Origin of the sequence: Nocardioides sp. QY071 (genome assembly GCF_029961765.1) — a bacterium.
GTDB lineage: Bacteria > Actinomycetota > Actinomycetes > Propionibacteriales > Nocardioidaceae > Nocardioides.
Genome location: NZ_CP124681.1, coordinates 3,047,904 through 3,072,094, shown reverse-complemented (window position 1 = coordinate 3,072,094; position 24,191 = coordinate 3,047,904). Strand labels below are relative to the sequence as shown.

Below are 24,191 nucleotides of genomic sequence, written 5' to 3'. Positions count from 1 at the left end.
AGTCGATGAGGACGGAGACGCGATGGCCAGCAAGAACAGCTTCGGCGCCAAGAGCACCCTGGACGTGGACGGCAAGTCCTACGAGATCTTCCGCCTCGACGCGGTCAAGGGTGAGGGCCTCGACGTCGAGAGCCTGCCCTTCTCGCTGAAGGTGCTGCTCGAGAACCTGCTCCGCACCGAGGACGGCGCGGACATCACGGCCGAGGACATCAAGGCCCTCGCCGGCTGGGACGAGACCGCCCAGCCCGACAAGGAGATCCAGTTCACGCCTGCCCGCGTGATCATGCAGGACTTCACCGGCGTCCCCTGCGTCGTCGACCTCGCCACCATGCGCGAGGCCATGGCCGACCTGGGCGGCGACGCCACCAAGATCAACCCGCTCGCGCCGGCCGAGATGGTCATCGACCACTCCGTCATGGCCGACGTCTTCGGCACGCCCGAGGCCTTCGCCCGCAACGTCGAGATCGAGTACGAGCGCAACCGCGAGCGCTACCAGTTCCTGCGCTGGGGCCAGGGCGCCTTCGACGACTTCAAGGTCGTTCCTCCGGGCACCGGCATCGTCCACCAGGTCAACATCGAGCACCTCGCCCGCACCGTCTTCACCCGTGAGGTCGACGGCGAGCTGCTGGCCTACCCCGACACCTGCGTCGGCACCGACTCGCACACCACCATGGTCAACGGCATCGGCGTCGTCGGCTGGGGCGTCGGCGGCATCGAGGCCGAGGCCGCGATGCTCGGCCAGCCGGTCTCCATGCTGATCCCGCGCGTGGTCGGCTTCAAGCTGTCGGGCGAGCTGCCCGAGGGCTCCACCGCCACCGACCTGGTCCTCACGATCACCGAGATGGTCCGCAAGCACGGCGTCGTCGGCAAGTTCGTCGAGTTCTACGGCCCCGGCGTCGCGGCGCTGCCGCTGGCCAACCGCGCCACCATCGGCAACATGTCGCCGGAGTTCGGCTCGACCATCGCGGTGTTCCCGATCGACGGCGAGACCACCAGCTACCTGCGCCTGACCGGTCGCTCCGAGGAGCAGATCGCTCTCGTCGAGAAGTACGCCAAGGAGCAGGGCCTCTGGCTCGACCCGGCCGCCGAGCCGCGCTACTCCGAGAAGCTCGAGCTCGACCTGGCGAGCGTCGTCCCCTCGATCGCCGGCCCGAAGCGCCCGCAGGACCGCGTGCTCGTCTCCGAGGCCAAGGAGTCCTTCCGCGGCGCGCTGGTCGACTACGCCGGCGCCCCCCAGGACGCCCAGGGCTACGACGAGGCCGTCGAGGAGTCCTTCCCGGCCTCCGACGCCCCGTCGCACGACCCCAACCAGGCCAACGGTGCGCCGGCGCCCAACAACCACCTCTCCGCGGCGCCCGCCGACGGTGGCCGGGCGTCCAAGCCCGTCGAGGTGACCCTCGAGGACGGCACGAGCTTCACGCTCGACCACGGTGCGGTGACGATCGCCTCGATCACCTCCTGCACCAACACGTCCAACCCGTCGGTCATGATCGGCGCGGCGCTGCTCGCCAAGAAGGCCGTCGAGAAGGGCCTGACCCGCAAGCCGTGGGTCAAGACCACCCTCGCCCCCGGCTCGCAGGTCGTGTCCGACTATTACGAGAAGGCCGGCCTGACGCCGTACCTCGACAAGCTCGGCTTCAACCTGGTCGGCTACGGCTGCGTCACCTGCATCGGCAACTCGGGCCCGCTCATCCCCGAGGTCTCGGCCGCGGTCAACGAGAACGACCTCGCCGTCGTCTCGGTGCTCTCGGGCAACCGGAACTTCGAGGGCCGGATCAGCCCCGACATCAAGATGAACTACCTGGCGTCCCCGCCGCTGGTCGTCGCATACGCGCTGGCCGGCTCGATGGACGTCGACCTGTTCAACGACGCGCTGGGCCAGGACGCCGACGGCAACGACGTCTTCCTCAAGGACATCTGGCCCTCGCCGGCCGAGGTGGAGGAGACCATCGCCGGTGCGATCAACTCGGAGATGTTCGCCGAGTCCTACGCCGACGTCTTCAAGGGTGACGAGCGCTGGCGCTCGCTGCCCACCCCCGAGGGCAACACCTTCACCTGGGACGAGGCGTCGACCTACGTCCGCAAGGCGCCGTACTTCGACGGTATGCCCGACGAGCCGGCCCCGGTCACCGACATCTCCGGTGCCCGCGTCCTGCTCAAGCTCGGCGACTCGGTCACCACCGACCACATCTCGCCGGCCGGCTCGATCAAGGCCGACTCGCCCGCGGGCATCTACCTCACCGAGCACGGCGTCGCCCCGCGTGACTTCAACTCCTACGGCTCGCGCCGTGGCAACCACGAGGTCATGATCCGCGGCACGTTCGCCAACATCCGCCTGCGCAACCAGATCGCGCCCGGCACCGAGGGCGGCTTCACCCGCGACTTCACGGTCGAGGGCGGCCCGGTCAGCACGGTCTACGACGCCTCGGTGCACTACCAGGAGGCCGGCACCCCGCTCGTCGTCCTGGCGGGCAAGGAGTACGGCTCGGGCTCCTCGCGCGACTGGGCGGCCAAGGGCACCTCGCTGCTGGGCGTCAAGGCGGTCATCGCCGAGAGCTACGAGCGCATCCACCGCTCCAACCTCATCGGCATGGGCGTCATCCCGCTGCAGTTCCCCGAGGGCCAGAACGCCGAGTCGCTCGGCCTGACCGGCGAGGAGACCTTCTCGATCGCCGGCATCACCGAGCTCAACGACGGCACCACGCCGGCGACCGTCAAGGTCACCACCGACACCGGTGTCGAGTTCGACGCGGTCGTCCGCATCGACACCCCCGGTGAGGCGAGCTACTACCGCAACGGCGGCATCATGCAGTACGTCCTGCGGAACCTGCTCCGCGGCTGACCCGCGACGCTGCTCGACCCGAACGGCCCGTCCCCCCGCAACGGAGGGGCGGGCCGTTCGGCATGTGTCGTACGGTGCCGCCCATGCGCTCGATCCCCGATGACTTCGACCCGGCGACCGTCACGGCGATCGACGCGCGACTGGGCGACATCGCGGCGTCGTACGGCGTCCGGGTGCCGTGGGCGATCGAGAGCGGGAGCCGGGCGTGGGGGTTCGCGTCGCCGGACAGCGACTACGACTGCCGGTTCCTCTTCGTCCGGCCGCGGCGCGACTACCTGTCGCTGTGGGCGCCGCGCGACGTCATCGAGACCCCGCTCGAGGGGCTGCTCGACGTCAACGGCTGGGACCTGGCCAAGGCGGTGCGCCTGGCCACGGCCGGCAACGCGACGGTCGGGGAGTGGCTGCGCTCGCCCCACGTGTACGGCGGCGACCCGGCGTTCCGCGACGACCTGCTCGACCTCGTGGCCGCGGTGACCGACCCGGCGTGGGTGCGGCGCCACTACCTGCATGTCGGGCGCGGCCAGTGGGCCAACGCCCGCGTCGGCGCGGACCTGGTCCGGCTCAAGCGGGTCTTCTACGCCGTGCGCCCCGCCGTGACCCTGCGCTGGTTGGACGGGAACGTCGGCGTCCCGCCCATGAACCTCGACGAGCTGCTCGCCGAGTCCGAGGTCCCCGTCGCCGTCCGCGCCGAGCTCGAAGGGCTGCGCGACCTCAAGGCCCGCACCCGCGAGCTGGGCGACGCCCCCGTCCCGCCGGCCATCGCGGCCTGGGTGGAGGGGGTGTTCGCGACCGATCCCGACATCGGCGGTACGCCGAGCGCCGCTGTCCGGGAACGTGCGAACGAGGGTTTCCTCGACCTGCTCGACCGCTGGGCGCCCGCCGGCGGCTGAGGCCCGCGTGACTACGGTGGGCGCATGCTCGTCGCGTTCAGCATCAGCCCGTCCAGCTCCGACGACACCGGTGGCGTGTCCGAGGCCGTGGCCGCCGCGGTCCGGGTGGTCCGCGAGTCGGGTCTGCCCAACGAGACGACGTCGATGTTCACGACGATCGAGGGGGAGTGGGACGAGGTGATGGCCGTCGTCAAGCAGGCGGTCGACGTCGTCGCCGCGACCTCGCCGCGGGTCGGGCTGGTGCTCAAGGCCGACATCCGGCCGGGCTTCACCGGTGAGCTCACCGCGAAGGTGGAGCGGGTGGAGCGGGCGCTCGAGCAGTGAGCCAGCCGCCGTTCCCGCCGCCGCCCCCTCCTCCTCCGCCCCCGCCGCCGGGCCCACCCCCGCCGGGCCCACCCCCGCCGTACGGGCCGCCAGCCGGCTTCGCGCCCCCGCTGCCCCCGCGCAGGCGCTCGCCGCTGCCGATCGTGCTCGCCGCGCTCGCCGCGGTCCTGGTGGTCGCGGCCGCGGTGCTGGTCCCGGTCGTGCTGTCGAAGGACGACGACTCCGGGACGGACGCCGGCGACGACGACACCTCCGCGCAGGTCGACACGAGCAACCTGGACGCCGTGCAGGAGTACGCCGGGCTGACCAACCAGCACCTCGCGCCCGGCCAGGAGATCGACTACCCGCAGTCCCCGCCGGCGGGCGGCGACCACGCGCAGTACTGGCTCGAGTGTGGTGTCTACGACGAGCCGGTGCCCGAGGCGAACGCAGTCCACGACCTCGAGCACGGCACGGTGTGGCTGACCTACCGCACCGACGACGTCGACGCCGCCGGCATCGAGCAGCTCGCCGAGCAGCTGCCGGACAACGGCATCCTGTCGCCGTACGACGACCAGGAGGCACCGGTCGTGATCACGGTCTGGGGTCGCCAGCTCGCGCTGACCGGGCCGGACGACCCGCGGATCGGGCTGTTCGTCGCGGAGTTCGGCGCGGGCGACACCGCACCCGAGCCCTTCGCGTCCTGCCACGGCGGCGTCGACCCGGCCGACCTGCCGTCGGGCGGAATCGCCGCGTGAGCCAGCGGTTCGCGGCCGTGCTGCTGGTCGACCCGCGCGGCTGGCTGCTGCTGCAGGAGCGCGACGAGCACCCGCGGCTCGATCCGGACTGCTGGGGCTTCGTGGGCGGCCACGTCGAGCCGGGTGAGGACCCGGACGCCGCCGCCCACCGCGAGCTGGCCGAGGAGACCGGCCTGGCCGCCGAGGAGCTGCCCCTGTGGCGGGAGTTCGCCGTCTCCCACCAGGCCAACGGCGCCGACGACGTGGTCGGCCTCTACGCCGCCCCGACCCGGGCCACCGATGCCGACGTCGTCGTCGGGGAGGGGCGCCAGATCGTGTTCGTCGACCCGGCGGCCCTGGCCGGGCGCCCGCTGAGCCGCGCGGCGCAGGAGATCCTGCCTGCCTTCCTCGCCTCCGAGCGCTACCGCGAGCTCACCGACCACGGGGGCTGAGCATCGGTGGATCGAGGCTAAGGTCGGATCCGTGACCTCCCTCACCGTGATCCCCGTTCCCGGCCACGGCGCGGAGGACGTCGTCGTGGCGACGTCCGGGCCCGACCTGGGCTGTGTGTTCACCGGCACCGAGGACGGCGCGATCTTCCGGGTCAGCCCCGACGGCACGAAGGTCGATCGGGTCGCCCACACCGGCGGGCGCCCCCTCGGCATCGAGTTCGCGCCGGACGGCCGGCTGCTCGTGTGCGACGCGCAGCGCGGTCTGCTCTGGGCCGACCCGGCGAGCGGCGCCGTCGAGCTGATCACCGCGGACGTCGCCGGCCGGCCGATGGTCTTCTGCAACAACGCGGCGATCGCCGAGGACGGCACGATCTGGTGGTCGGACTCCTCGACCGAGTTCGGGATCGCCCGCTGGAAGGACGACTTCGTGCGCAACACCCGCACCGGGCGACTGCTGCGCCGCGACCCCGATGGCACCGTCGCGGTCGTCCTCGACGGGCTCGCGTTCGCCAACGGCGTCGCGCTCTCGGCCGCCGGCGACTTCGTCTGCGTCGCCGAGACCGGTGCCCGCACCGTCGTACGCCATTGGGTCACCGGCGACAAGCAGGGCAGCCGCGACCTCCTCGCCGCCGACCTGCCCGGCTACCCCGACAACATCTCCCGCGGCACCGACGGGCTGATCTGGATCACCATCGCCAGCCCCACCGACCCGCTCGTCGAGCGGCTGCAGCGCGGCCCGATGGTGCTGCGCAAGCTGGCCACGAGGCTGCCGGAGGAGTTCCAACCGAAGCCGAAGCAGACCGTCCGCGTCGTCGCGTACGACGAGCAGGGCACCCTCGTGCACGACCTCGACCTCGCGCCGGGCGAGCACGGCGCGGCGTACCACATGGTGACCGGCGTGCGGGAGCACCGCGGCCGGGTCTGGCTGGGCAGCCTGCACGAGCCCGCGATCGCGTTCACCGACCTCTAGCCCCGTAGACTGGCCCTCATGTCTGTCCTCGAGACCATCACCACCCCGCGTGACCTGCGGGCCCTGTCCGAGGACGAGCTCACCCAGCTGGCGGCCGAGATCCGTGACCTGCTCATCCGCACCGTCGCCACCAACACCGGCCACCTCGGGCCCAACCTCGGCGTCGTCGAGCTGACCCTCGCGATCCACCGGGTCTTCGACTCCCCGCGCGACAAGATCGTCTTCGACACCGGCCACCAGTCCTACGTCCACAAGCTCGTCACCGGCCGTGCCGGCGACTTCGGCACGCTGCGGCGCGAGGGCGGGCTGAGCGGCTACCCGAGCCGGGCCGAGTCCGAGCACGACCTGGTCGAGAACTCCCACGCCTCCACGGCGCTGAGCTACGCCGACGGCATCGCCAAGGCGTTCCGCATCCGTGGCGAGGACCGGCACACCGTGGCCGTCATCGGCGACGGCGCGCTCACCGGCGGCATGGCCTGGGAGGCGCTCAACAACATCGCGATCCAGCACGACTCCAAGCTCGTGATCGTGGTCAACGACAACGGCCGCTCCTACACGCCGACCATCGGCGGTCTCGCGACGGCGCTCACCAGCCTGCGCACCAACCCGCGCTACGAGCACGTCCTCGACGTCGTCAAGCGTCGCCTCAACGCGGTGCCCGGCGTCGGCGCGGCGGCCTACGACGCCCTGCACGCCATGAAGAAGGGCATCAAGGACGCGCTCGCGCCGCAGGGGCTCTTCGAGGACCTCGGGCTCAAGTACGTCGGCCCGGTCGACGGCCACGACCGCTCGGCCATGGAGCAGGCACTCGCCCAGGCCAAGCGCTTCGGCGGCCCGGTCATCGTGCACGCGATCACCCGCAAGGGGTTCGGCTACGACCCTGCCGAGCGGCACGAGGCCGACCAGTTCCACGCGCCCGGGCCGTTCGACGTGCAGACCGGCGCCGAGAAGCCCAAGGGCCCGATCTGGACCGACCACTTCGCCGACCACGTCGTCGCGATCGGCGAGCGCCGCCCCGACGTCGTCGCGATCACCGCGGCGATGATGCACCCGGTCGGCCTCGACAAGTTCCAGGCCCGGTTCCCCGAGCGCACCTTCGACGTCGGCATCGCCGAGCAGCACGCCGCGACCTCCGCGGCCGGCCTCGCGATGGGCGGCATGCACCCCGTCTTCGCGGTCTACGCGACCTTCCTCAACCGGGCCTTCGACCAGGTCCTGATGGACGTCGCGCTGCACAGGTGCGGGGTCACCTTCGTGCTCGACCGCTCCGGCGTCACCGGTGACGACGGCGCCAGCCACAACGGCATGTGGGACATGTCCATCCTGCAGGTCGTGCCGGGCCTGCGCCTGGCCGCGCCCCGTGACGTGACCCGGATGCGCGAGCTTCTCGACGAGGCGGTCGAGGTCGCCGACGCCCCCACCGTGGTCCGCTTCCCGAAGGGCCCGCCCCCCGAGGACGTGCCGGCCATCGGCACCGAGGGCGGTTGCGACGTACTCGTCCGCAACGGCGCCCGCGACGTGCTCATCGTCTCCGTGGGCTCGATGGCGCCGGTCGCCGTCGATGTCGCGCAGCGCCTGGTCGACCAGGGCATCGGCGTCACCGTCGTCGACCCGCGCTGGGTCAAGCCGGTCGACCCCGCCCTGGTGGAGCTCGCCCGCACCTACGCCCGCGTCGTCACCCTCGAGGACAACGGAGTCGTGGGCGGTGTGGGCGCGGTGCTGTTGCAGACCCTCGCGGCCGCCGACGTGCGCACCCCGGTGCGCATCCACGGCATCCCGCAGGACTTCCTCGACCACGCCAAGCGGGCCGCGATCCTCGAGCGGATCGGGCTCACCCCCTCGGCGATCGCGCTCGAGGTCCTCCACGACATCGCTCGGGACAGCGCGGACCCCGCCCCGGAAGGACGGGCGCTCCTCGATGTCGACGGCTCGCGCTAGGGGATTCCTCCCGGCCCTGGCCCTGCTCCTGCTGCCGCTCACCGCCTGCTCCGACGACCCGCCGCCGCCGACGTACTCCGGCTCCGGATACGACGACGTCGCGACCCTGATGCAGAAGACGCTGAACAAGCGGGCTCGCGGGCTGCGCACCCACGACGTGGCCCGGTTCCGCAAGGCGCTCGACCGCGGGGACGCCGGGCTGGTCGAGGAGCAGCAGGCCTACTTCGACAACCTCGCCCAGCTGCCCGTCGGGGAGCTCCACTACGAGGTCGCCGCCGACACGATCACGCCGGTCGAGGGCAGCGAGGACTACTGGGTCGAGGTGGTGCTCAGCCTCGGCCTCGACGGGTACGACGCCACGCCCACCCGCACCCGCGACCGGTTCCTGTTCACGCCCTCGCCCGACAAGAGCCGGTTGGTCATCACCTCGACCACCGACTACTCGTGGGAGACCGCGCACCCGGGCAACCTCCAGCCGTGGGACCTCGGCCCGATCCAGGTCCGGGAGGCGGTCGGCGTCCTCGGCATCTTCGACGACACGACGGTGCGCAACGCCGGCAAGGTGCTCGACGCGGCCGGCAGCGGGCGCTCCGACGTGCGCAGCGTGATCGGCTCCACCAGCGCGACCGCCCCGACGGGCGTGGTCGTCTACTCGCTGCGCGACCCGGCCTTCCTGCGCGGCCTGGCCGACCAGACGGTGGGCGACCCCGACCGCGCCGACGGCCTCACGATCGCGGTGCCCGTCGACGGGATGGACGCGAGCCAGGGTGTCGCGTCGTACCGGATCTTCCTCAACCCACGGGTCCTCGAGCAGCCGGTCGGCGTGCTCGGCCGGCTGGTCCGCCACGAGCTCACCCACGCCACCCTCGGCTCCCGCGGCCACGGGGCCCCGCTGTGGCTGAGCGAGGGCGTCGCCGAGTACGTCTCGGTGCAGCCGATGGCGCCGACCCGCCGCCGGCTCCCGGCCCGGGCGCTCGACCTCGCCGCGACCGTCACGGACCTCCCCGGCGCGGCCCAGTTCGGCGGCCCCGACGCCGAGGCCTGGTACGCCGTGTCCTGGTGGGTCTGCGAGTACGTCGCCAGCGTCTACGGCCGGCCGGTGCTGTTGCTGCTCCTCGACCGGCTCGCCGACGGCGCCGACCAAGCGCAGGTACTGCCCGAGGTCCTCGGTGTCACTCCCGCACAGCTGGCCCAGCGGGGTGTAGGACTGATGGAACGCACCTACTCGGGACAGGAGGGCCCATGAGCCTCTTCCGCACCAAGTCGGTCGAGCAGTCGATCGCCGACACCGACGAGCCGGACCACCGGCTGCGCAAGGACCTCTCGGCGCTCGACCTCACCGTCTTCGGCGTCGGCGTCATCATCGGTGCCGGCATCTTCGTGCTCACCGGCACCGTCGCCGCCAGCAACGCGGGTCCGGCGCTCGCGCTGAGCTTCGTGATCGCCGCCGTCGCCTGCGGCCTCGCGGCGCTCTGCTACGCCGAGCTCGCCTCGACCGTGCCGGTCGCGGGCAGCGCCTACACCTTCAGCTACGCCACGCTCGGCGAGCTCGTCGCGTGGATCATCGGCTGGGACCTGGTGCTGGAGTTCACCGTCGGCGCCGCGGCGCTCTCGACCGGGTTCTCGGCGTACCTCCAGGAGGTGCTGGGCATCGCCGACGTCACCCTGCCGACCCAGATCAGCTCCGCCGCCGACGGCCTCATCGACCTGCCCGCCGTGGTGATCGCGCTGCTCGTCACATTCCTGCTGATCCGCGGCACCAAGTTCTCCAGCCGCTTCAACCAGGTCGTCGTCGCGCTCAAGCTGGTCGTGGTCGCCGCCGTGATCGTGGTCGGCATCGCCCACATCGACGTCAGCAACTGGACCCCGTTCATCCCGGACGCGCAGCCCGCACCCGAGTCCAGCGGCGGCTTCGCCGACGTACCCCTGATCACCAGCCTGCTCGGCCTCGAGCCGGCGGTGTTCGGCCTCGCCGGCGTCATCTCCGGCGCCGCGATCGTGTTCTTCGCCTTCATCGGCTTCGACATCGTCGCCACCACCGCAGAGGAGACGAAGAACCCGCAGCGCGACGTCCCGATCGGCATCCTCGGCTCGCTGGCGATCGTCACCGTCCTGTACGCCGCGGTCAGCCTCGTCGTCACCGGCCTGCGCAGCTACAAGGACATCGACCCCGACAGCGCGGCGCCGCTCGCCGACGCCTTCAAAGCCTCCGGCGTCGACTGGATGCCCGACCTGATCTCGATCGGCGCCTGCATCGGCCTGGTCGTCGTGGCCATGATCCTGATGCTCGGCCAGTCCCGGGTCGGCTTCGCGATGGCGCGCGACGGACTGCTCCCGCGCGGGCTCGCCAAGGTGCACCCGACCTGGGGGACGCCGTACCGGATCACCATCCTGACCGGCGTCGCGGTGGCCGCCATGGCCGGCTTCATCGACCTCAGCACGCTCGCCCACCTGGTCAACATCGGCACCCTGTTCGCGTTCATGCTGGTCAGCATCGGCGTCGTCGTGCTGCGTCGCAGCCGACCCGACCTGCCCCGCGGCTTCCGTACGCCGGCCGCCCCCGTCGTCGCGGCGGTCTCGACGCTGATGTGCTTCTACCTGATGCTCAACCTGACCGGGGACACCTGGATCCGGTTCGGCGTGTGGATGCTGATCGGGTTCGTCGTCTACTTCGCCTACGGCCGCAGCCACAGCCGGCTGCAGCAGCGACCGCCGACCGAATAGGCTCTCCGGGTGACCTCATCGCCCCGTCTCGTCCACATCGTCGACGAGGTGCCCGAGCTGGAGGGCGTCGAGAACCTCGCGCTCGTGGTGGCGCTCGAGGGCTTCCTCGACGCCGGCAACGCCGGCGCGCTCGCCGCACGCCACCTGGTCCGGGCCGGCGCGTTCTCGACCGACGGCGGGGGAGTGGTGGTCGCGACCTTCGACGTCGACCAGCTCCACGACTACCGCGCCCGGCGTCCCCCGATGACCTTCGCGCGCGACCACTACGAGGGCTACGAGGCCCCGCGGCTGGTGGTGCGGATGCTGCGCGACGCCGGCGGTACGCCCTACCTCCTGCTGCACGGTCCCGAGCCCGACATCCGCTGGGAGGCGTTCTGCCGCGGTGTTCGGGAGGTGGTCGAGCGCTTCGACGTCGCGCTGGTCGTCTCGATGGGCTCGGTGCCCATGGCGGTGCCCCACACCCGGCCGATCGCGATCACCCACCACGCCAACAACCCCGACCTGCTCACCGGCTCCAGCCCGTGGCGCGGTGAGCTGCGGGTGCCGAGCAGTGCCCAGGCACTGCTCGAGGTCCGGCTCGGCGACTGGGACCACGACGCCCAGGGCTTCGTCGCCCACGTGCCCCACTACCTCGCCCAGCTCGACTACCCGCGGGCCTCGGTGTCGCTGCTGGAGCAGGTCGAGCTGGCGGCCCGGCTCACCGTCGACCTCTCCGAGCTGCGGGAGTCCGCCGATGAGCGGGAGGAGGAGATCGGTCGCTACCTGTCGGCCAACGACGAGGTCGCCGACGTGGTCACCGCGCTGGAGCAGCAGTACGACACCTTCGCGCGCGCCGAGGAGGAGGGCAGCAGCCTCCTGGCCGAGGACGAGCCGCTGCCGACCGGCGAGGAGATCGGCCGGCAGTTCGAGCAGTTCCTGGCCGGCCTCGAGGGGCCTGACGAGACCGGAGGAACGCCATGAGCGAGCGTGTCATGGGGGAGGCCACGCGCAGGCTGGTCGAGCTGCTCGACCTCGAGCGGCTCGACACCGACCTGTTCCGCGGCCAGCAGCCCGAGACCATCCGGCAGCGGGTGTACGGCGGCCAGGTCGCCGCGCAGGCGCTGATCGCCGCGTCCCGGACGGTCGACGAGGGCATGAAGGTGCACTCGCTGCACTCCTACTTCCTGCTGCCCGGCGACTACAAGGTGCCGATCATCTACGACGTCGAGCGGATCCGCGACGGCAAGTCGTTCGCGACCCGCCGGGTCCTCGCGCGCCAGCACGGCCGCCCGATCTACTACCAGTCGCTCAACTTCCAGCGTGCCGAGGAGGGCCTCGAGCACCAGGACGTCATGCCCGAGGTCAGGCCGCCCGAGGACGGCCTGGACCTGATGGCGCTGATGGCCGAGCGTGGCACGGACGACGGGCTGAGCAAGGAGTGGGCAGCGCTCGACGTGCGCTGGCTTGGCAACTCCGCCCACGGCATGGACCCCGACCCGATGCACCCGTCGAAGACCCAGGTCTGGATCCGGGTCGACGGGCGACTGAGCGACGACCCGATGGAGCACCTCGCGACGTTCACCTACGCCAGCGACGTGTCGCTGCTCGGCGCGACCCTCGCCGCCCACCCGGAGCACGGGCCGCACAAGGTGCAGATGGCCTCCCTCGACCACACGATCTGGTTCCACCGGCCGTTCCGGGCCGACGAGTGGTGGCTCTACGACCAGTGGTCGCCGTCGGCCAGCGGTGGCCGGGGCCTCGCCCTGGGCCGGATCTTCACCCAGGACGGCACCCTCGTCGCCACCGTCGCCCAGGAGGGGCTGATCCGCCCGACGCGCTGACCCTCCCGTGTCCGGGGGTTGTCTCCGGGCCGCCACAGGAGTTACGTGAAGCCATGGCGGACAAGCGCGGAGAGAGGCGGGGCGAGCACGACCTCGCGGCAACCGGGCCCGACCGGGTACGCAACGTGGTCCTGGTCGGGCCTTCCCACTCGGGCAAGACCTCCCTCGTGGAGGCCCTTCTCCTGCACACCGGCGCGATCAACCGGGCGGGTACGACGGCCGACGGCACCACGGTGTGTGACAGCGAGGACGCGGAGCGCAGCCACGGCCGCTCGATCTCGCTCGCGGTGGCGCCGCTGGTGCACCGGAAGGTGAAGGTGAACCTGATCGACACCCCCGGGTACGCCGACTTCGTCGGTGATCTGCGGGCCGGGCTCCGCGCCGCCGACTGCGCGCTGTTCGTGGTCGCGGCCAACGAGGAGGTCGACGAGGGCACCCGCGCCCTGTGGCGCGAGTGCGACCAGGTCGCCATGCCGCGCGCGGTCGTGGTCACCAAGCTCGACCACCCGCGCGCCGACGTCGATGCGGTCGTCGCCCAGGCGAGGGAGGCGTTCGGCGGCAAGGTGCTGCCGGTCTACCTCGTGGGGGCCGATGGCCTCACCGGGCTGCTTTCCGGCGGCACCGACGACCCGCGTCGTGGCGAGCTGATCGAGGCGATCATCGAGGAGTCCGAGGACGAGGACCTGATGGACCGCTACGTCGGCGGCGAGGAGGTCGCCCTCGACGTACTGGTCGCCGACCTGGAGACCGCCGTCGCCCGCGCCAGCCTCCACCCCGTCGTCCCGGTCTGCGCCACCACCGCCGTCGGGCTCGGCGAGTTGCTCGACCTGTGCGTCGACGGCTTCCCCTCGCCCCTGGAGCACTCCTCGCCCGAGGTCTTCACCCCCGCGGGTGCGTCCGTCGGCCGGGTCTCCTGCGACCCCACCGGTCCGCTGGTCGCCGAGGTGGTCAAGACCGCCGGCGACCCGTACGTCGGCCGGATCAGCCTGGTCCGGGTCTTCTCCGGCACCCTCGAGCCGGACACGGCGGTCCACGTGTCCGGGCACTTCTCGTCGTTCTTCGCCGCCGAGGGCGGGCACGAGGACCACGACGAGGACGAGCGGATCGGCGCGCTCGGGCACCCGTTCGGTGCCGCGCAGGTGCCCGCCGCGCGGGTGCTCGCCGGCGACCTCGCCACGGTCGCCCGGCTGTCTCGCGCGGAGACGGGCGACACCCTCTCCGCCGTCGACAAGCCGCTGGTGCTCAAGCCCTGGTCGATGCCCGACCCGTTGCTCCCCGTCGCGATCGAGGCGGCCACCCGCTCCGACGAGGACAAGCTGTCGCAGGCGCTCGGCCGGCTGGCCGCGGAGGACCCGAGCCTGCGCATCGACAACAACGCCGACACCGGTCAGCTCGTGCTGTGGGTGATGGGGGAGTCCCACGCGGACGTCGTGCTCGAACGACTGGCGGACCGGCACGGCGTGGCTGTCGAGCAGCGCGAGCTGCTGGTCCCGCTGCGCGAGTGCGTGACCAGTCCGGCGAAGGGCCACGGCCGGCACGTCAAGCAGTCCGGCGGTCACGGCCAGTACGCCATCTGCGACATCGAGATCGAGCCGCTCCCCGAGGGCAGCGGCTTCGAGTTCGTCGACAGGGTCGTGGGTGGCGCGGTGCCCCGCAGCTACATCCCCAGCGTCGAGAAGGGCGTGCGCGCCCAGATGGAGCGCGGCCTGCGCCACGGCTACCCGGTCGTCGACCTGCGCGTCACCCTCACCGACGGCAAGGCGCACAGCGTCGACTCGTCCGACATGGCGTTCCAGAGCGCGGGCGCACTGGCCCTGCGCGAGGCGGCGCAGGCGTCCGGCGTTTCGATGCTGGAGCCGTACGACGACGTCAATGTCCTGGTCCCCGACGACCTGGTCGGGCCGGTGATGAGCGACCTGAGCGCACGGAGGGCCCGGCTGCTCGGCAACGAGAACGTCGACGGCGGCCGGACCCTGGTGCGGGCCCACGTCCCGCAGCGCGAGCTGGTCCGCTACGCGGTGGACCTACGGGCCTCGACGCGCGGCGCGGGCACCTTCACCCGCGCCTTCGCGCACTACGAGCCGATGCCCGAGGAGCAGGCGCGGCAGGTGACGCCGCGCCTGCACCACTGACGCGGCTAGAGGGCGGTGGTGCGACCCAGCAGGTGGGGCGCACCGCTCTTCGGGTTGACCAGCGTGAAGTCGTAGCCCGCCGCGTTGGCCTCGGCGCCGAACTGCGCCTTGCCCGGCAGGAAGATCGGCTTCTTGAACGCCACCTCGACCTTGACCGCGTCCGGCAGCCGGTTCTCCAGGGCCGCGATGCAGCGGGCCTTGCTCCACATGCCGTGTGCGATGTGGCGCGGGAAGCCCAGCGCCTTCGCGGTCAGCGGGTAGAGGTGGATCGGGTTACGGTCACCCGACACGGCGCCGTACGTCCGGCCGATGTTCTCCGGGATGCTCCACACCGGGCCCTTGGCCGCGATCGAGCTCAGCGACATCCCGGGGTCCCCGTTCTCCTTGTCTCCCTTGCCGACGCGCAGGTACGTCGACACCGACTCCCACACGACCTCCTCGCCCACGGTGCCGGTGACGTTCATGTCCCAGGCGCGGCCCTTGGTGCTGGCCCGCAGGTTGTCGGCCTTCAGGGACAGCGACACGGTCTCGCCGATCGCCACCGGACGGTGCTGGACGATGGTGTTCTCCAGGTGCACCGACCCGATGGCCGGGAACGGGAACTTGGCGTCGGTCATCAGCTGCATGTGCAGCGGGAACGCCAGCATGTGCAGGTACGGCACCGGCGCGACGTCGCGGTTCGGGAAGCCGCACACGGCGGCGTACCGCTCCACGGCCGAGCGCTCCACCAGCACGTCGTCGCGGGACAGGGTGAGGTCCGGCAGCGCGCCGCCGGTCTTCTTGATGCCCGGCAGCTGGTTCACACCGGGGACCGCGGGCAGCGCGGCCTTCAGCATCACGGGGAGAGCCATCCCACCCATGATCAGGCTCCCAGCATCATCTGGCCGCAGACCCGCACGACGTTGCCGTTGACGGCGGTCGAGGCGGGGGACGCGTACCAGGCGATGGTCTCGGCGACGTCGACCGGCAGCCCGCCCTGCGCCATCGCGTTGAGGCGCTGGCCGACCTCGCGGGTGGCGAACGGCACGGCGGCGGTCATCTGGGTGATGATGAAGCCCGGCGCGACGGCGTTGATCGTGACGCCGTCCTCGAGCTTGTCGGCCAGCGAGTCGACGAAGCCAATGACGCCGGCCTTGGACGCGGCGTAGCTGGTCTGGCCCAGGTTGCCGGCGATGCCGGCGATGGAGGCGACACCGATGATCCGGCCGTTGCTGTTGACGACCTTCTGGTCGAGCAGCTCGGCGGTGATCCGCTCGGGCGCCTCCAGGTTGATCTGCAGCACCTTGCCGAAGCGCTCCGGCGTCTGGTTGGCGAGCTTCTTGTCCATCGTCACGCCCGCGTTGTGCACGACGATGTCGACGCCGCCGTGCTTCTCCTTGAGGTGGTGCGCGATCCGCTGCGGGGCGTCGGCGGCGGTGATGTCGAGGGTGAGCCAGTCGCCGTCGAGCTCGTTCATGACCTTGACCAGCTCGTCGGCGGCCTGCGGGACGTCGAGGCCGACGATCTTCGCGCCGTCGCGGTGCAGTACCCGGGCGATCTCCTCACCGATGCCGCGGCTCGCGCCGGTCACGAAGGCGACCTTGCCGGCCAGCGGCTGGGTCCAGTCGGCGAGCGCCGAGCCGTGGGACTCGGCGTGGGCGCCGATCCGGACGACCTGGCCCGAGACGTAGGCCGACTTCGGGCTGAGCAGGAAGCCGAGGGTCGACAGGACCGAGTCCTCGTAGCCTTCGGCCACGTAGACCAGCTGGACGGTGCCGCCCTTGCCGATCTCCTTGCCGAGGCTGCGGGTGAAGCCCTCGAGGGCGCGCTGCGCGATCTCCTCGCTGCCCTCGACCAGGGCGGGCGGCGTACCGATGACGACGACGCGGGCGCAGCTCTTGAGGCTGCGCATCAGCGGGGTGAAGAAGGCCTGCAGCTCGACGAGCTGCTCGACGCTCGTGATGCCGGTGGCGTCGAAGACCAGGCCCTTGTACTTCTCGCCCTCGGTCTGCGCGCCGACCGAGGCGATGCCGAGCACGTCGAGGAGCCCCGGCAGGGACTCGGCGAGGCGGCCGCGGCCGCCGACGAGGACGGTGCCGTCGACCAGCGGGTCGCCGGCCTGGTAGCGGTCCAGCTTGGTGGGGTTCGGCAGTCCGAGGTTCTTGACGAGGAGCTTGCCGATCGGGGAGCTCACGAAGCCCTGGTACTTGTCAGTCATGACACCATGTAACTAGATGTGTAACTCTGAGTCCACATTTCGTGATCTCGCCCTCAATCGGTTCTCCGGAGGGCCCCGCTGCGTGAGGATTGATCCATGACCGAGACTGTTCGCCGGGCCGCCGTACTGGGCGGTAACCGTATTCCGTTCGCCCGCTCCAACGGCGCCTACGCCACCGCCTCCAACCAGGAGATGCTGACCGCTGCCCTCGACGGCCTCGTGGCGCGCTTCGGGCTGGAGGGTGAACGTCTGGGTGAGGTCGCCGGTGGCGCCGTCCTCAAGCACAGCCGCGACTTCAACCTGGTCCGCGAGTCGGTGCTCAGCACCCGCCTCGCCCCCGAGACCCCGGCCATCGACCTGCAGCAGGCCTGCGGCACCGGCCTCCAGGCGATCAACTACATCGCCAACAAGATCAAGCTCGGCCAGATCGACTCCGGCATCGGCGGTGGCGTCGACACCACCTCCGACGCGCCCATCGCGATCTCCGAGAAGCTGCGCAAGAAGCTGATCCAGCTCAACAACGCGCGCTCCACCAAGGACCGCCTCGCGATCCTGGCGACCATCCGCCCCGGCGACATCGGCCTCGCGGTGCCGTCCAACGGCGAGCCGCGCACCAAGCTCTCCATGGGCGAGCACCAGGCGCTGACGGCGCTGGAGTGGCAGATCGCCCGCGAGGCCCAGGACGAGCTGGCCGTCGCCTCGCACCACCACCTCGCGGCGTCGTACGACGAGGGCTGGCAGGACGACCTGATCACCCCGTTCCGCGGCCTCGAGCGCGACAACAACCTGCGCGCCGACTCCTCGCTGGAGAAGCTCGCCAAGCTCAAGCCGGTCTTCGGCAAGGGTGAGGCGGCGACCATGACCGCCGCCAACTCGACCCCGCTGACCGACGGCGCGTCCGCCGTCCTGCTCGGCTCGGACGAGTGGGCCGAGGCCCACGGCCTCGAGGTGCTCGCCTACTTCGTCGACTCCGAGGTCGCCGCCGTCGACTTCGTCAACGGTGCCGAGGGGCTCCTGATGGCGCCGGCGTACGCCGTGCCGCGGATGCTCGAGCGCAACGGCCTGAGCCTGCAGGACTTCGACTTCTACGAGATCCACGAGGCGTTCGCCTCGCAGGTGCTCTCGACCCTCGCCGCGTGGGAGAGCCCGGTGTTCTGCAAGGAGCGCCTCGGCCTCGACGCGCCGCTCGGCTCGATCGACCGCGCCAAGCTCAACGTCAAGGGCTCCTCGCTCGCCGCGGGCCACCCGTTCGCGGCCACCGGCGGCCGGATCGTGGCCAACACGGCCAAGCTGCTGAAGGCCAACGGCGGCGGTCGGGCGCTGATCTCGGTCTGCGCGGCCGGCGGCCAGGGCGTCGTCGCGATCATGGAGCGCTGAGCAGGACATCGGCGTCGATCGGACGAACCAGGTTCGTCCGATCGACGCCGATGTGGTTTTTCAGGCGGTGACCAGGGCGAGGGCGGAGCGCACCAGGTAGGAGCGCACCTGCGCCGCCGAGATCTGCCCGACCGTCGGGATGCCGGGCGCGACCTCGCTGACGAGGATGCCCAGCCGGGCCAGCTGCAGGGCCCCGAGCCCGCTGGCGTACAGCGCGTTGGCGAGCAGCACCGGGTCGTCGCTCAGCTCGAACGCGCCCGCCTCGACTCCCTGGCTGAGGGTGTCGGACAGGACGGTCAGGCAGGAGGTGATGCCGCGCCCGAGCCGGAAGAGCGGTCCCTCGGCGATCTCGTCGAGGAGCTCCTCGCCGGGACGCACCATGAGCGCCTGCGCACAGTCGACGAACGCGGGGTGCGCCACGCCGTAGTCGACGAACGCCCCCACGATCCGCTCGAGCTGCTCGCCCGGAGCACTCCCGCTCGCCGCGGCCGCCGCCATCGCGTCGTGCAGCTCCTCGAGGTAGCCGACCAGGGTGAGCGCGAACAGCTCCTCCTTGCCGGTGAAGTGCCGGTAGACGATCGCCCGGTTGATCCCGACCGCGCTCGCGATCTCCTCGATCTGGACGTCCCGCACGCCCTTGGAGTCGAAGATCTGGCGCGTCGCCGCGATGATCTCCGCCTGCCTTGCCTTCCGACGCGCGGCCGCCGCCTTGCGACGGCCGTCGGTGGCTGGTGCATTGGTCGCCATGGGGGAAGTGTACGAGACGTGCAACTCGGTGTTGCAACATCTCCCCGTCAGGGCGTCGCGAGCCCCCGCACCGTCTCGATCGTGTCCGCCTCGTCGGCGCCCTTGTCGTCGCGGTACCGCACGACCCGCGCGAACCTCAGCGCCAGCCCGCCCGGATAGCGCGTCGAGTGCTGCAACCCGTCGAAGGCGATCTCGACGACCTGCTCTGGGCGGACGGTGACGACCCACCCGTCGTCGGCGACCTCGAGCGAGCGGAAGCGCTCGGTCTGCCAGGCGAGCATCTCGTCGGTCATGCCCTTGAAGGTCTTGCCCAGCATCACGAAACCGGTGGGGGAGGACGGGTCGCGGGCACCGAGGTGGATGTTGGACAGCCAGCCGCGGCGGCGACCGGAGCCATGCTCGACGGCGAGGACGACGAGGTCGAGGGTGTGGACCGGCTTCACCTTGACCCAGGCGGACCCGCGGCGACCGGCGTCGTACGGCGCGTCGAGGGACTTCACGACGACACCCTCGTGGCCGGAGGCGAGCACCGAGTCGGTGAAGGCCGCTGCCTCGTCCACCGAGGAGCCGATCCAGCGCTGCACTCGGTGCTCGGCGGGGACGAGGTCCTCGAGGACCTGCCAGCGCTCGTGGGCGGGACGGTCGATCAGGTCGGTGCCGTCGAGGTGCAGCACGTCGAAGAAGTACGGCGACACGACGGACTCCGCGGCGGCGGCCGAGGCCGTGCGTGAGGCGGTCTCCTGGAACGGGCGCGGGCGGCCGTCGGCGGCCAGCCACAGCGCCTCCCCGTCGAGCACCACCCGTGAGGCGGGCAGTGCGCGGGTGATCGCGACCACCTCGGGCAGGCGGTGGGTGATGTCGTCGAGGCTGCGGGTGGCGACCAGGACGTCGTCGCCGTCGCGGTGCACCTGGATCCGGATGCCGTCGAGCTTCGCGTCGACGCCGATGACCCCGGAGCCCGCCTTCGCGACGGCTGCGGCCACGTCGGGCGCCGACGAGGCGAGCATCGGCAGCACGGGCCGGCCGACGGTCAGCCCGACCGAGCCCAGCGCCGCCGGGCCGGCGAACGCCTCGTCCACGACGTACGTCGCACCGCCGGCCAGCATCGCGGCCCTGCGTACCGCGGCCAGGGGCACGCCGGCGGCGACTGCGAGGGCCTCGGTGACGACCGCCTCGAGGGCGCCCTGGCGGACCTCGCCGACCGCGACCGCGCGCAGCCACTCCTGCTCGGCCGCGGTGGCCCGGCCGAACAGGTCCGCGACCGCGGCCGAGCGCAGCCCGACCGAGCCGGGCCCGCCGAGCAGCGACATCGCCTCGAAGGCGGCGTCGACCTCGCTCACCTCGAGGGACGACGCTTCGGCGGGGGAGGGCAGGGTCTGCAGTCCCCGCCACCCGAGTCCGGTACGACGCTGCCGGAGCCGCCCGCTGAGGTAGCGGGCGACCAGCGCCCGCTCCCCGGCCGGGGCAGCAACCAGCAGCGAGCTGATCAGCCGGGTCTTCTCCTTGCGCGAGCGCGTCGCGGCGACCTGGCGGGAGACGTCGACGAGGTCGCGAAGCAGCATGGCTCGGCCGGGGCTCAGCGCGTGGCGTCCAGCGAGGCAGCGGTGACGGCCCCGTCGATCACGTGCTCGTAGACCTCGTCGAGGTCGAGCTCGGCATTGGTGCCGGACAGGTCGCCGAAGTAGCCGGCGACCTCCAGCGACACGAAGCCGTGCAGGCACGCGAACAGCGCCATGGCGTTCTGCAGGAGCCGTTCGTCGGGCAACCCGGCGGAGCGACCCATGATCGCCAGTGCCTCGATCGCGTCGAGCGCGGCGGCGTAGAAGGCCTCACGGTCGATCGGGGGGCGGGTGAGGGCGGCGTACCGCTGCGGGTGGGTGCGGGCGAACGCGCGCAGCGCGTGGCTGAGGGCGCGCAGCCCGGCGACGCCGGCGTGGCCCATCGCGGCACCGCGGACGTGGTCGCCGAGCAGGCGCATCGCGCGCACCTGGATCAGCGCGCGCAGGTCCTCGAGGTTCGCGACGTGGTTGTAGAGGGAGGAGACCCGGGCCTCGAGCTCGGCGGCGAGCGAGGTCATGGTGAGGGCGTCGTAACCGTCGCGGTCGACGAGCGCCTCCGCCGCCTGGAGCACCGCCTCCTGGTCGAGGCGGGCCCGGCGACTGCGGGTCGTGTCGATGCTCAACTGCCCTCCGGAGCCTGAGGAAGAGGTCGGTGACGAACGAAAGACATTCGTCGTTGCGTGAGAGAGCCTAGTCTCTCGCGACCCGGAGCGCAGCGACCAGCCATGGACCTACAGTGCTCCCGTGACCTCCCCGGACGAACCGGTCGCCCCGGACGCGGAGCGCGTGTGGCTCCCCGGTCGTCCCGTCCCGGTGGGCGCGCTGCTGCGCCAGCAGCGGCACGGCGGAGGTGACCCGACCCATCGGCTGGCGCTCGCCGGCCGGCACTGGCGCGCCTGCCGCACGCCCGACGGCGTGGCGACGCTCACCGTCTCCGAGCAGGACGCGAGCGGCGCGATCGCGGCGCGCGCGTGGGGGCCCGGCGCCACCTGGGCGACCGAGCAGCTGCCCGCTCTGCTCGGCGAGTCCGACGACTGGTCCGGCTTCGAGCCGCGCCACCCCGTCCTCGCGGAGGCCCGGCGCCGGCACCCGCACCTGCGGCTGGGACGCACCGGCCTGGTGCTGGAGGCCCTGGTGCCCGCGATCATCGAGCAGAAGGTCACCGGCCAGGAGGCCTTCGCCGGGTTCCGGGCACTCGTACGGCGACACGGCACCCCGGCGCCGGGACCGGGTGCCGCGCTCGGGCTGATGGTCCAGCCCGACGCCGCGGCCCTGCGCCGGGTCCCGTCCTGGGAGTGGCTGCGCCTGCACATCGACCCTGCGCGCAGCCGGGCGGTGGTGACCGCCGCCCGGCACGCCGAGGCCCTGGAGCGAGCCGCCGGCCTGCCGGGGGAGGAGGCGGAGGCACGGTTGCGCGCACTGCCCGGGATCGGGGTGTGGACGGCCGCCGAGGTCCGCCAGCGCGCGCTCGGCGACCCCGACGCGGTGTCCTTCGGCGACTACCACGTCGCCAAGGACGTGGGTTGGGCGTTGGAGGGACGGCTGTTCGACGACGCCGAGCTGGCCCGGTACCTGCGCCCCTGGGCGGGGCACCGGGGCCGCGTCCCGTTCCTCGTGGCGGCCGCCGGGCTGCACCGCCCCCGGCGCGGTCCGCGGATGGCGCCACGTGAACATCTCAGGAGCCGTGACCAAATTGCGTGATAAGTGTTACACCGAGCAACAGGCAGTCACGGGGGGCTGGCTGGAACCGGTTCCACCGGTGAGACAGGCAGGGGTGTTTATGCACGAGAGGCGGTTGCCCTGATGAGCACCGTGGTCGCCGGGGGACGGTCCGTCCTCGACAACATGACCGGTCGGTTCAGGGCTGGGGTGATCACCACCGGTGAGCTGGTCAAGCTCGCCGTGGAGTCCATCCAGTGGGGGTTCTCCGACATCGTCGCCCGCAGGTTCTCGTGGTCCGAGTTCCTGCTGCAGTGCTGGTTCATGACCCGGGTCTCGCTGTTGCCGACCATCCTGGTCGCGATCCCGTTCGGCGTCATCACGTCCGTGCAGATCGGCGCCGCGGCCAACCAGATCGGCGCCCAGTCCTTCATCGGTGCGGTCAACGGCATCGGCGTGCTCCGGCAGGGTGCGCCGCTCGTGACCTCGCTGATGATCGCGGGCGCGGTCGGGTCCGCGGTGTGCGCCGACCTCGGTGCCCGCACCGTGCGCGAGGAGATCGACGCCCTCAAGGTCATGGGCATCTCGCCGATCCAGCGGCTGGTCGCGCCCCGCATCCTCGCGGCCCTGCTGGTCTCGGTCCTGCTGACGATCATCGTCGCGATGACCGCCATGACGACCGCGTTCGTGATCGTCGTGGGCGGCGGCCAGATCTCGTCGGGCACCTACCTCGACTCCTTCGTCGGGCTCGCCCAACCGGGTGACCTGATCCTCGCCGAGTTCAAGGGCCTGCTGTTCGGCTTCGTCGCGATCATCGTGTGCGCCCACAAGGGACTCAGCGCCCACGGCGGACCGAAGGCCGTGGCCGACGCCGTCAACCAGGCCGTCGTGCTCAGCGTCATCATCCTCGCCGTGATCAACGTCGGGCTGACCCAGGCCTACGTGATGCTCTTCCCCGGAGGTGCCTGATGTCCGGGGTCCAGCTCGGTCGGGGCGTCGGAGCCCGGTTCTCCGACGCACTCGTCGGCATCGCCGACTCGGTGATGAGCACGCTCGCGATGCTCGGCTCCTTCGTGAGCTTCTCCGGCAAGGTCTTCCGCGAGATCCCCGCGACGATCGCCCTCTACCCCAAGGAGGTGCTGCGCCAGATCAAGGACATCGCCTGGGGCAGCGGCGCCCTCCTCGTCGGTGGCGGCACGGTCGGCGTGATGATCCTGCTCTCGGTCGCCGCCGGTACGTCGATCGGCATCGAGGGCTTCAACGGCCTCGAGATCGTCGGCCTGGCGCCGCTCACCGGCTTCATCTCCGCGAGCGTCAACACCCGTGAGCTGGCGCCGCTCATCGCCGCCCTGGCGCTCGGCGCCCAGGTCGGCTGCCGGTTCACCGCCCAGATCGGCTCGATGAAGATCCACGAGGAGATCGACGCCCTCGAGGTGATGGCGGTCAGCGCCGTGCGCTACGTCTGCACCACCCGGGTCATCGCCTGCATGGTCGCGATCCTTCCGCTCTACCTGATCGGCCTGATCGGCAGCTACGTCGCCTCGCAGGCCTCGGTCGTCATCCTGTTCGGGCAGTCACCAGGCCAGTACGACCACTACTTCTCGACGTTCATCCAGGGCAGGGACATCGTCTTCTCGATCATCAAGATCCTGATCTTCGCCCTGACCGTGGCCCTGATCCACTGCTGGTACGGCATGCGCGTCGGCGGCGGTCCGCAGGCCGTCGGCGAGGCGACGGGCACCGGCATCCGGGCCAGCATCGTCTCGATCGTGCTCCTCGACATGGTCCTCACCCTGGTGTTCTGGGGCGGCGACCCGGGCTTCCGGATCTCCGGGTGAGGTGAC

Annotated in this window: 21 protein-coding genes; 16 read left to right on the top strand and 5 right to left on the bottom strand. The window is 71.6% G+C overall.

The features are described 5' to 3' along the window. The first annotated feature begins 22 nt into the window (after window positions 1-22). The 12 genes from QI633_RS14850 (at window position 23) to QI633_RS14795 (ending at window position 14,808) form a co-directional block, all read left to right on the top strand. Window positions 23-2,842, top strand: a complete 2,820-nt coding sequence (locus QI633_RS14850) for an aconitate hydratase (RefSeq protein ID WP_282426217.1) — start codon at window positions 23-25, stop codon at window positions 2,840-2,842. Between the two features lie 83 nt (window positions 2,843-2,925). Then, window positions 2,926-3,732, top strand: coding sequence for a nucleotidyltransferase domain-containing protein (locus tag QI633_RS14845; RefSeq protein WP_282426216.1), 807 nt, complete (start codon window positions 2,926-2,928; stop codon window positions 3,730-3,732). A gap of 24 nt (window positions 3,733-3,756) precedes the next feature. Further along, complete coding sequence (locus QI633_RS14840) at window positions 3,757-4,056, top strand: thiamine-binding protein (RefSeq protein ID WP_282426215.1); 300 nt, start codon at window positions 3,757-3,759, stop codon at window positions 4,054-4,056. Between the two features lie 143 nt (window positions 4,057-4,199). Next, on the top strand, window positions 4,200-4,793 hold the full coding sequence (locus QI633_RS14835) for a DUF3105 domain-containing protein (protein ID WP_282426214.1): 594 nt from the start codon (window positions 4,200-4,202) through the stop codon (window positions 4,791-4,793). Continuing rightward, entirely contained in the window at window positions 4,790-5,224 is a 435-nt protein-coding gene (locus QI633_RS14830) for an NUDIX domain-containing protein (RefSeq protein ID WP_282426213.1), read from the top strand. The genes QI633_RS14835 and QI633_RS14830 overlap by 4 nt, the downstream gene beginning before the upstream one ends. A gap of 31 nt (window positions 5,225-5,255) precedes the next feature. Next, window positions 5,256-6,194, top strand: coding sequence for an SMP-30/gluconolactonase/LRE family protein (locus QI633_RS14825; protein WP_282426212.1), 939 nt, complete (start codon window positions 5,256-5,258; stop codon window positions 6,192-6,194). Between the two features lie 18 nt (window positions 6,195-6,212). Then, a complete protein-coding gene (gene dxs, locus QI633_RS14820; protein ID WP_282426211.1) occupies window positions 6,213-8,132 on the top strand; it encodes a 1-deoxy-D-xylulose-5-phosphate synthase in 1,920 nt (639 codons plus the stop codon). After that, the gene (locus QI633_RS14815; protein ID WP_282426210.1) at window positions 8,113-9,378 is read left to right on the top strand and encodes a hypothetical protein; all 1,266 of its coding nucleotides are present in this window, start codon (window positions 8,113-8,115) and stop codon (window positions 9,376-9,378) included. Before dxs ends, QI633_RS14815 begins: the two co-directional genes overlap by 20 nt. After that, window positions 9,375-10,856 (top strand): amino acid permease, encoded by a 1,482-nt coding sequence (locus tag QI633_RS14810; protein ID WP_282426209.1) that lies wholly within the window; start codon window positions 9,375-9,377, stop codon window positions 10,854-10,856. The genes QI633_RS14815 and QI633_RS14810 overlap by 4 nt, the downstream gene beginning before the upstream one ends. Before the next feature lie 9 nt (window positions 10,857-10,865). Then, window positions 10,866-11,816 (top strand): PAC2 family protein, encoded by a 951-nt coding sequence (locus QI633_RS14805; RefSeq protein ID WP_282426208.1) that lies wholly within the window; start codon window positions 10,866-10,868, stop codon window positions 11,814-11,816. Further along, window positions 11,813-12,676, top strand: coding sequence for an acyl-CoA thioesterase II (locus QI633_RS14800; RefSeq protein ID WP_282426207.1), 864 nt, complete (start codon window positions 11,813-11,815; stop codon window positions 12,674-12,676). Before QI633_RS14805 ends, QI633_RS14800 begins: the two co-directional genes overlap by 4 nt. Window positions 12,677-12,729: 53 nt before the next feature. Continuing rightward, window positions 12,730-14,808, top strand: a complete 2,079-nt coding sequence (locus tag QI633_RS14795; RefSeq protein ID WP_282426206.1) for an elongation factor G-like protein EF-G2 — start codon at window positions 12,730-12,732, stop codon at window positions 14,806-14,808. Between the two features lie 5 nt (window positions 14,809-14,813). Here QI633_RS14795 and QI633_RS14790 read toward each other — a convergent pair whose 3' ends face one another. Both QI633_RS14790 and QI633_RS14785 read right to left on the bottom strand, forming a co-directional pair. After that, window positions 14,814-15,659 (bottom strand): MaoC/PaaZ C-terminal domain-containing protein, encoded by an 846-nt coding sequence (locus QI633_RS14790; RefSeq protein ID WP_260805939.1) that lies wholly within the window; start codon window positions 15,657-15,659, stop codon window positions 14,814-14,816. A gap of 11 nt (window positions 15,660-15,670) precedes the next feature. Further along, entirely contained in the window at window positions 15,671-17,005 is a 1,335-nt protein-coding gene (locus QI633_RS14785; RefSeq protein WP_282426205.1) for a 3-oxoacyl-ACP reductase, read from the bottom strand. Between the two features lie 96 nt (window positions 17,006-17,101). Here QI633_RS14785 and QI633_RS14780 point away from each other — a divergent pair, with 96 nt between their 5' ends. Next, window positions 17,102-18,382, top strand: coding sequence for an acetyl-CoA C-acetyltransferase (locus QI633_RS14780; protein WP_141798503.1), 1,281 nt, complete (start codon window positions 17,102-17,104; stop codon window positions 18,380-18,382). A gap of 60 nt (window positions 18,383-18,442) precedes the next feature. Here the strand turns inward: QI633_RS14780 and QI633_RS14775 are convergent, their stop codons facing one another. The 3 genes from QI633_RS14775 to QI633_RS14765 are packed head-to-tail and all read right to left on the bottom strand — an operon-like array spanning window position 18,443 to window position 21,311. Beyond that, window positions 18,443-19,129 carry a TetR/AcrR family transcriptional regulator gene (locus QI633_RS14775; RefSeq protein WP_282426204.1) on the bottom strand — a complete coding sequence of 229 codons (687 nt, stop codon included), beginning with the start codon at window positions 19,127-19,129 and terminating at the stop codon, window positions 18,443-18,445. 47 nt (window positions 19,130-19,176) lie between these two features. Next, on the bottom strand, window positions 19,177-20,691 hold the full coding sequence (locus tag QI633_RS14770; RefSeq protein ID WP_141798505.1) for an ATP-dependent DNA ligase: 1,515 nt from the start codon (window positions 20,689-20,691) through the stop codon (window positions 19,177-19,179). 14 nt (window positions 20,692-20,705) lie between these two features. Further along, entirely contained in the window at window positions 20,706-21,311 is a 606-nt protein-coding gene (locus QI633_RS14765; RefSeq protein ID WP_282426203.1) for a TetR/AcrR family transcriptional regulator, read from the bottom strand. Between the two features lie 121 nt (window positions 21,312-21,432). Between QI633_RS14765 and QI633_RS14760 the strand changes: the two genes are divergently transcribed. From QI633_RS14760 to QI633_RS14750, 3 genes are all read left to right on the top strand, one after another. Next, window positions 21,433-22,389, top strand: a complete 957-nt coding sequence (locus QI633_RS14760) for a DNA-3-methyladenine glycosylase 2 family protein (RefSeq protein WP_282426202.1) — start codon at window positions 21,433-21,435, stop codon at window positions 22,387-22,389. 102 nt (window positions 22,390-22,491) lie between these two features. Continuing rightward, the gene (locus QI633_RS14755) at window positions 22,492-23,316 is read left to right on the top strand and encodes an ABC transporter permease (RefSeq protein WP_141798507.1); all 825 of its coding nucleotides are present in this window, start codon (window positions 22,492-22,494) and stop codon (window positions 23,314-23,316) included. Then, entirely contained in the window at window positions 23,316-24,185 is an 870-nt protein-coding gene (locus QI633_RS14750) for an ABC transporter permease (protein ID WP_260805940.1), read from the top strand. Before QI633_RS14755 ends, QI633_RS14750 begins: the two co-directional genes overlap by 1 nt. The last annotated feature ends 6 nt before the right edge of the window (window positions 24,186-24,191 follow it).

Coding starts and splice junctions, on each gene's coding strand:
- QI633_RS14850 (WP_282426217.1), top strand. CDS start 23: ATGGCCAGCAAGAACAGCTTCGGCGCCAAGAGCACCCTGGACGTGGAC.
- QI633_RS14845 (WP_282426216.1), top strand. CDS start 2,926: ATGCGCTCGATCCCCGATGACTTCGACCCGGCGACCGTCACGGCGATC.
- QI633_RS14840 (WP_282426215.1), top strand. CDS start 3,757: ATGCTCGTCGCGTTCAGCATCAGCCCGTCCAGCTCCGACGACACCGGT.
- dxs (WP_282426211.1), top strand. CDS start 6,213: ATGTCTGTCCTCGAGACCATCACCACCCCGCGTGACCTGCGGGCCCTG.
- QI633_RS14815 (WP_282426210.1), top strand. CDS start 8,113: ATGTCGACGGCTCGCGCTAGGGGATTCCTCCCGGCCCTGGCCCTGCTC.
- QI633_RS14810 (WP_282426209.1), top strand. CDS start 9,375: ATGAGCCTCTTCCGCACCAAGTCGGTCGAGCAGTCGATCGCCGACACC.
- QI633_RS14800 (WP_282426207.1), top strand. CDS start 11,813: ATGAGCGAGCGTGTCATGGGGGAGGCCACGCGCAGGCTGGTCGAGCTG.
- QI633_RS14795 (WP_282426206.1), top strand. CDS start 12,730: ATGGCGGACAAGCGCGGAGAGAGGCGGGGCGAGCACGACCTCGCGGCA.
- QI633_RS14790 (WP_260805939.1), bottom strand. CDS start 15,659: ATGGCTCTCCCCGTGATGCTGAAGGCCGCGCTGCCCGCGGTCCCCGGT.
- QI633_RS14785 (WP_282426205.1), bottom strand. CDS start 17,005: ATGACTGACAAGTACCAGGGCTTCGTGAGCTCCCCGATCGGCAAGCTC.
- QI633_RS14780 (WP_141798503.1), top strand. CDS start 17,102: ATGACCGAGACTGTTCGCCGGGCCGCCGTACTGGGCGGTAACCGTATT.
- QI633_RS14775 (WP_282426204.1), bottom strand. CDS start 19,129: ATGGCGACCAATGCACCAGCCACCGACGGCCGTCGCAAGGCGGCGGCC.
- QI633_RS14770 (WP_141798505.1), bottom strand. CDS start 20,691: ATGCTGCTTCGCGACCTCGTCGACGTCTCCCGCCAGGTCGCCGCGACG.
- QI633_RS14755 (WP_141798507.1), top strand. CDS start 22,492: ATGAGCACCGTGGTCGCCGGGGGACGGTCCGTCCTCGACAACATGACC.
- QI633_RS14750 (WP_260805940.1), top strand. CDS start 23,316: ATGTCCGGGGTCCAGCTCGGTCGGGGCGTCGGAGCCCGGTTCTCCGAC.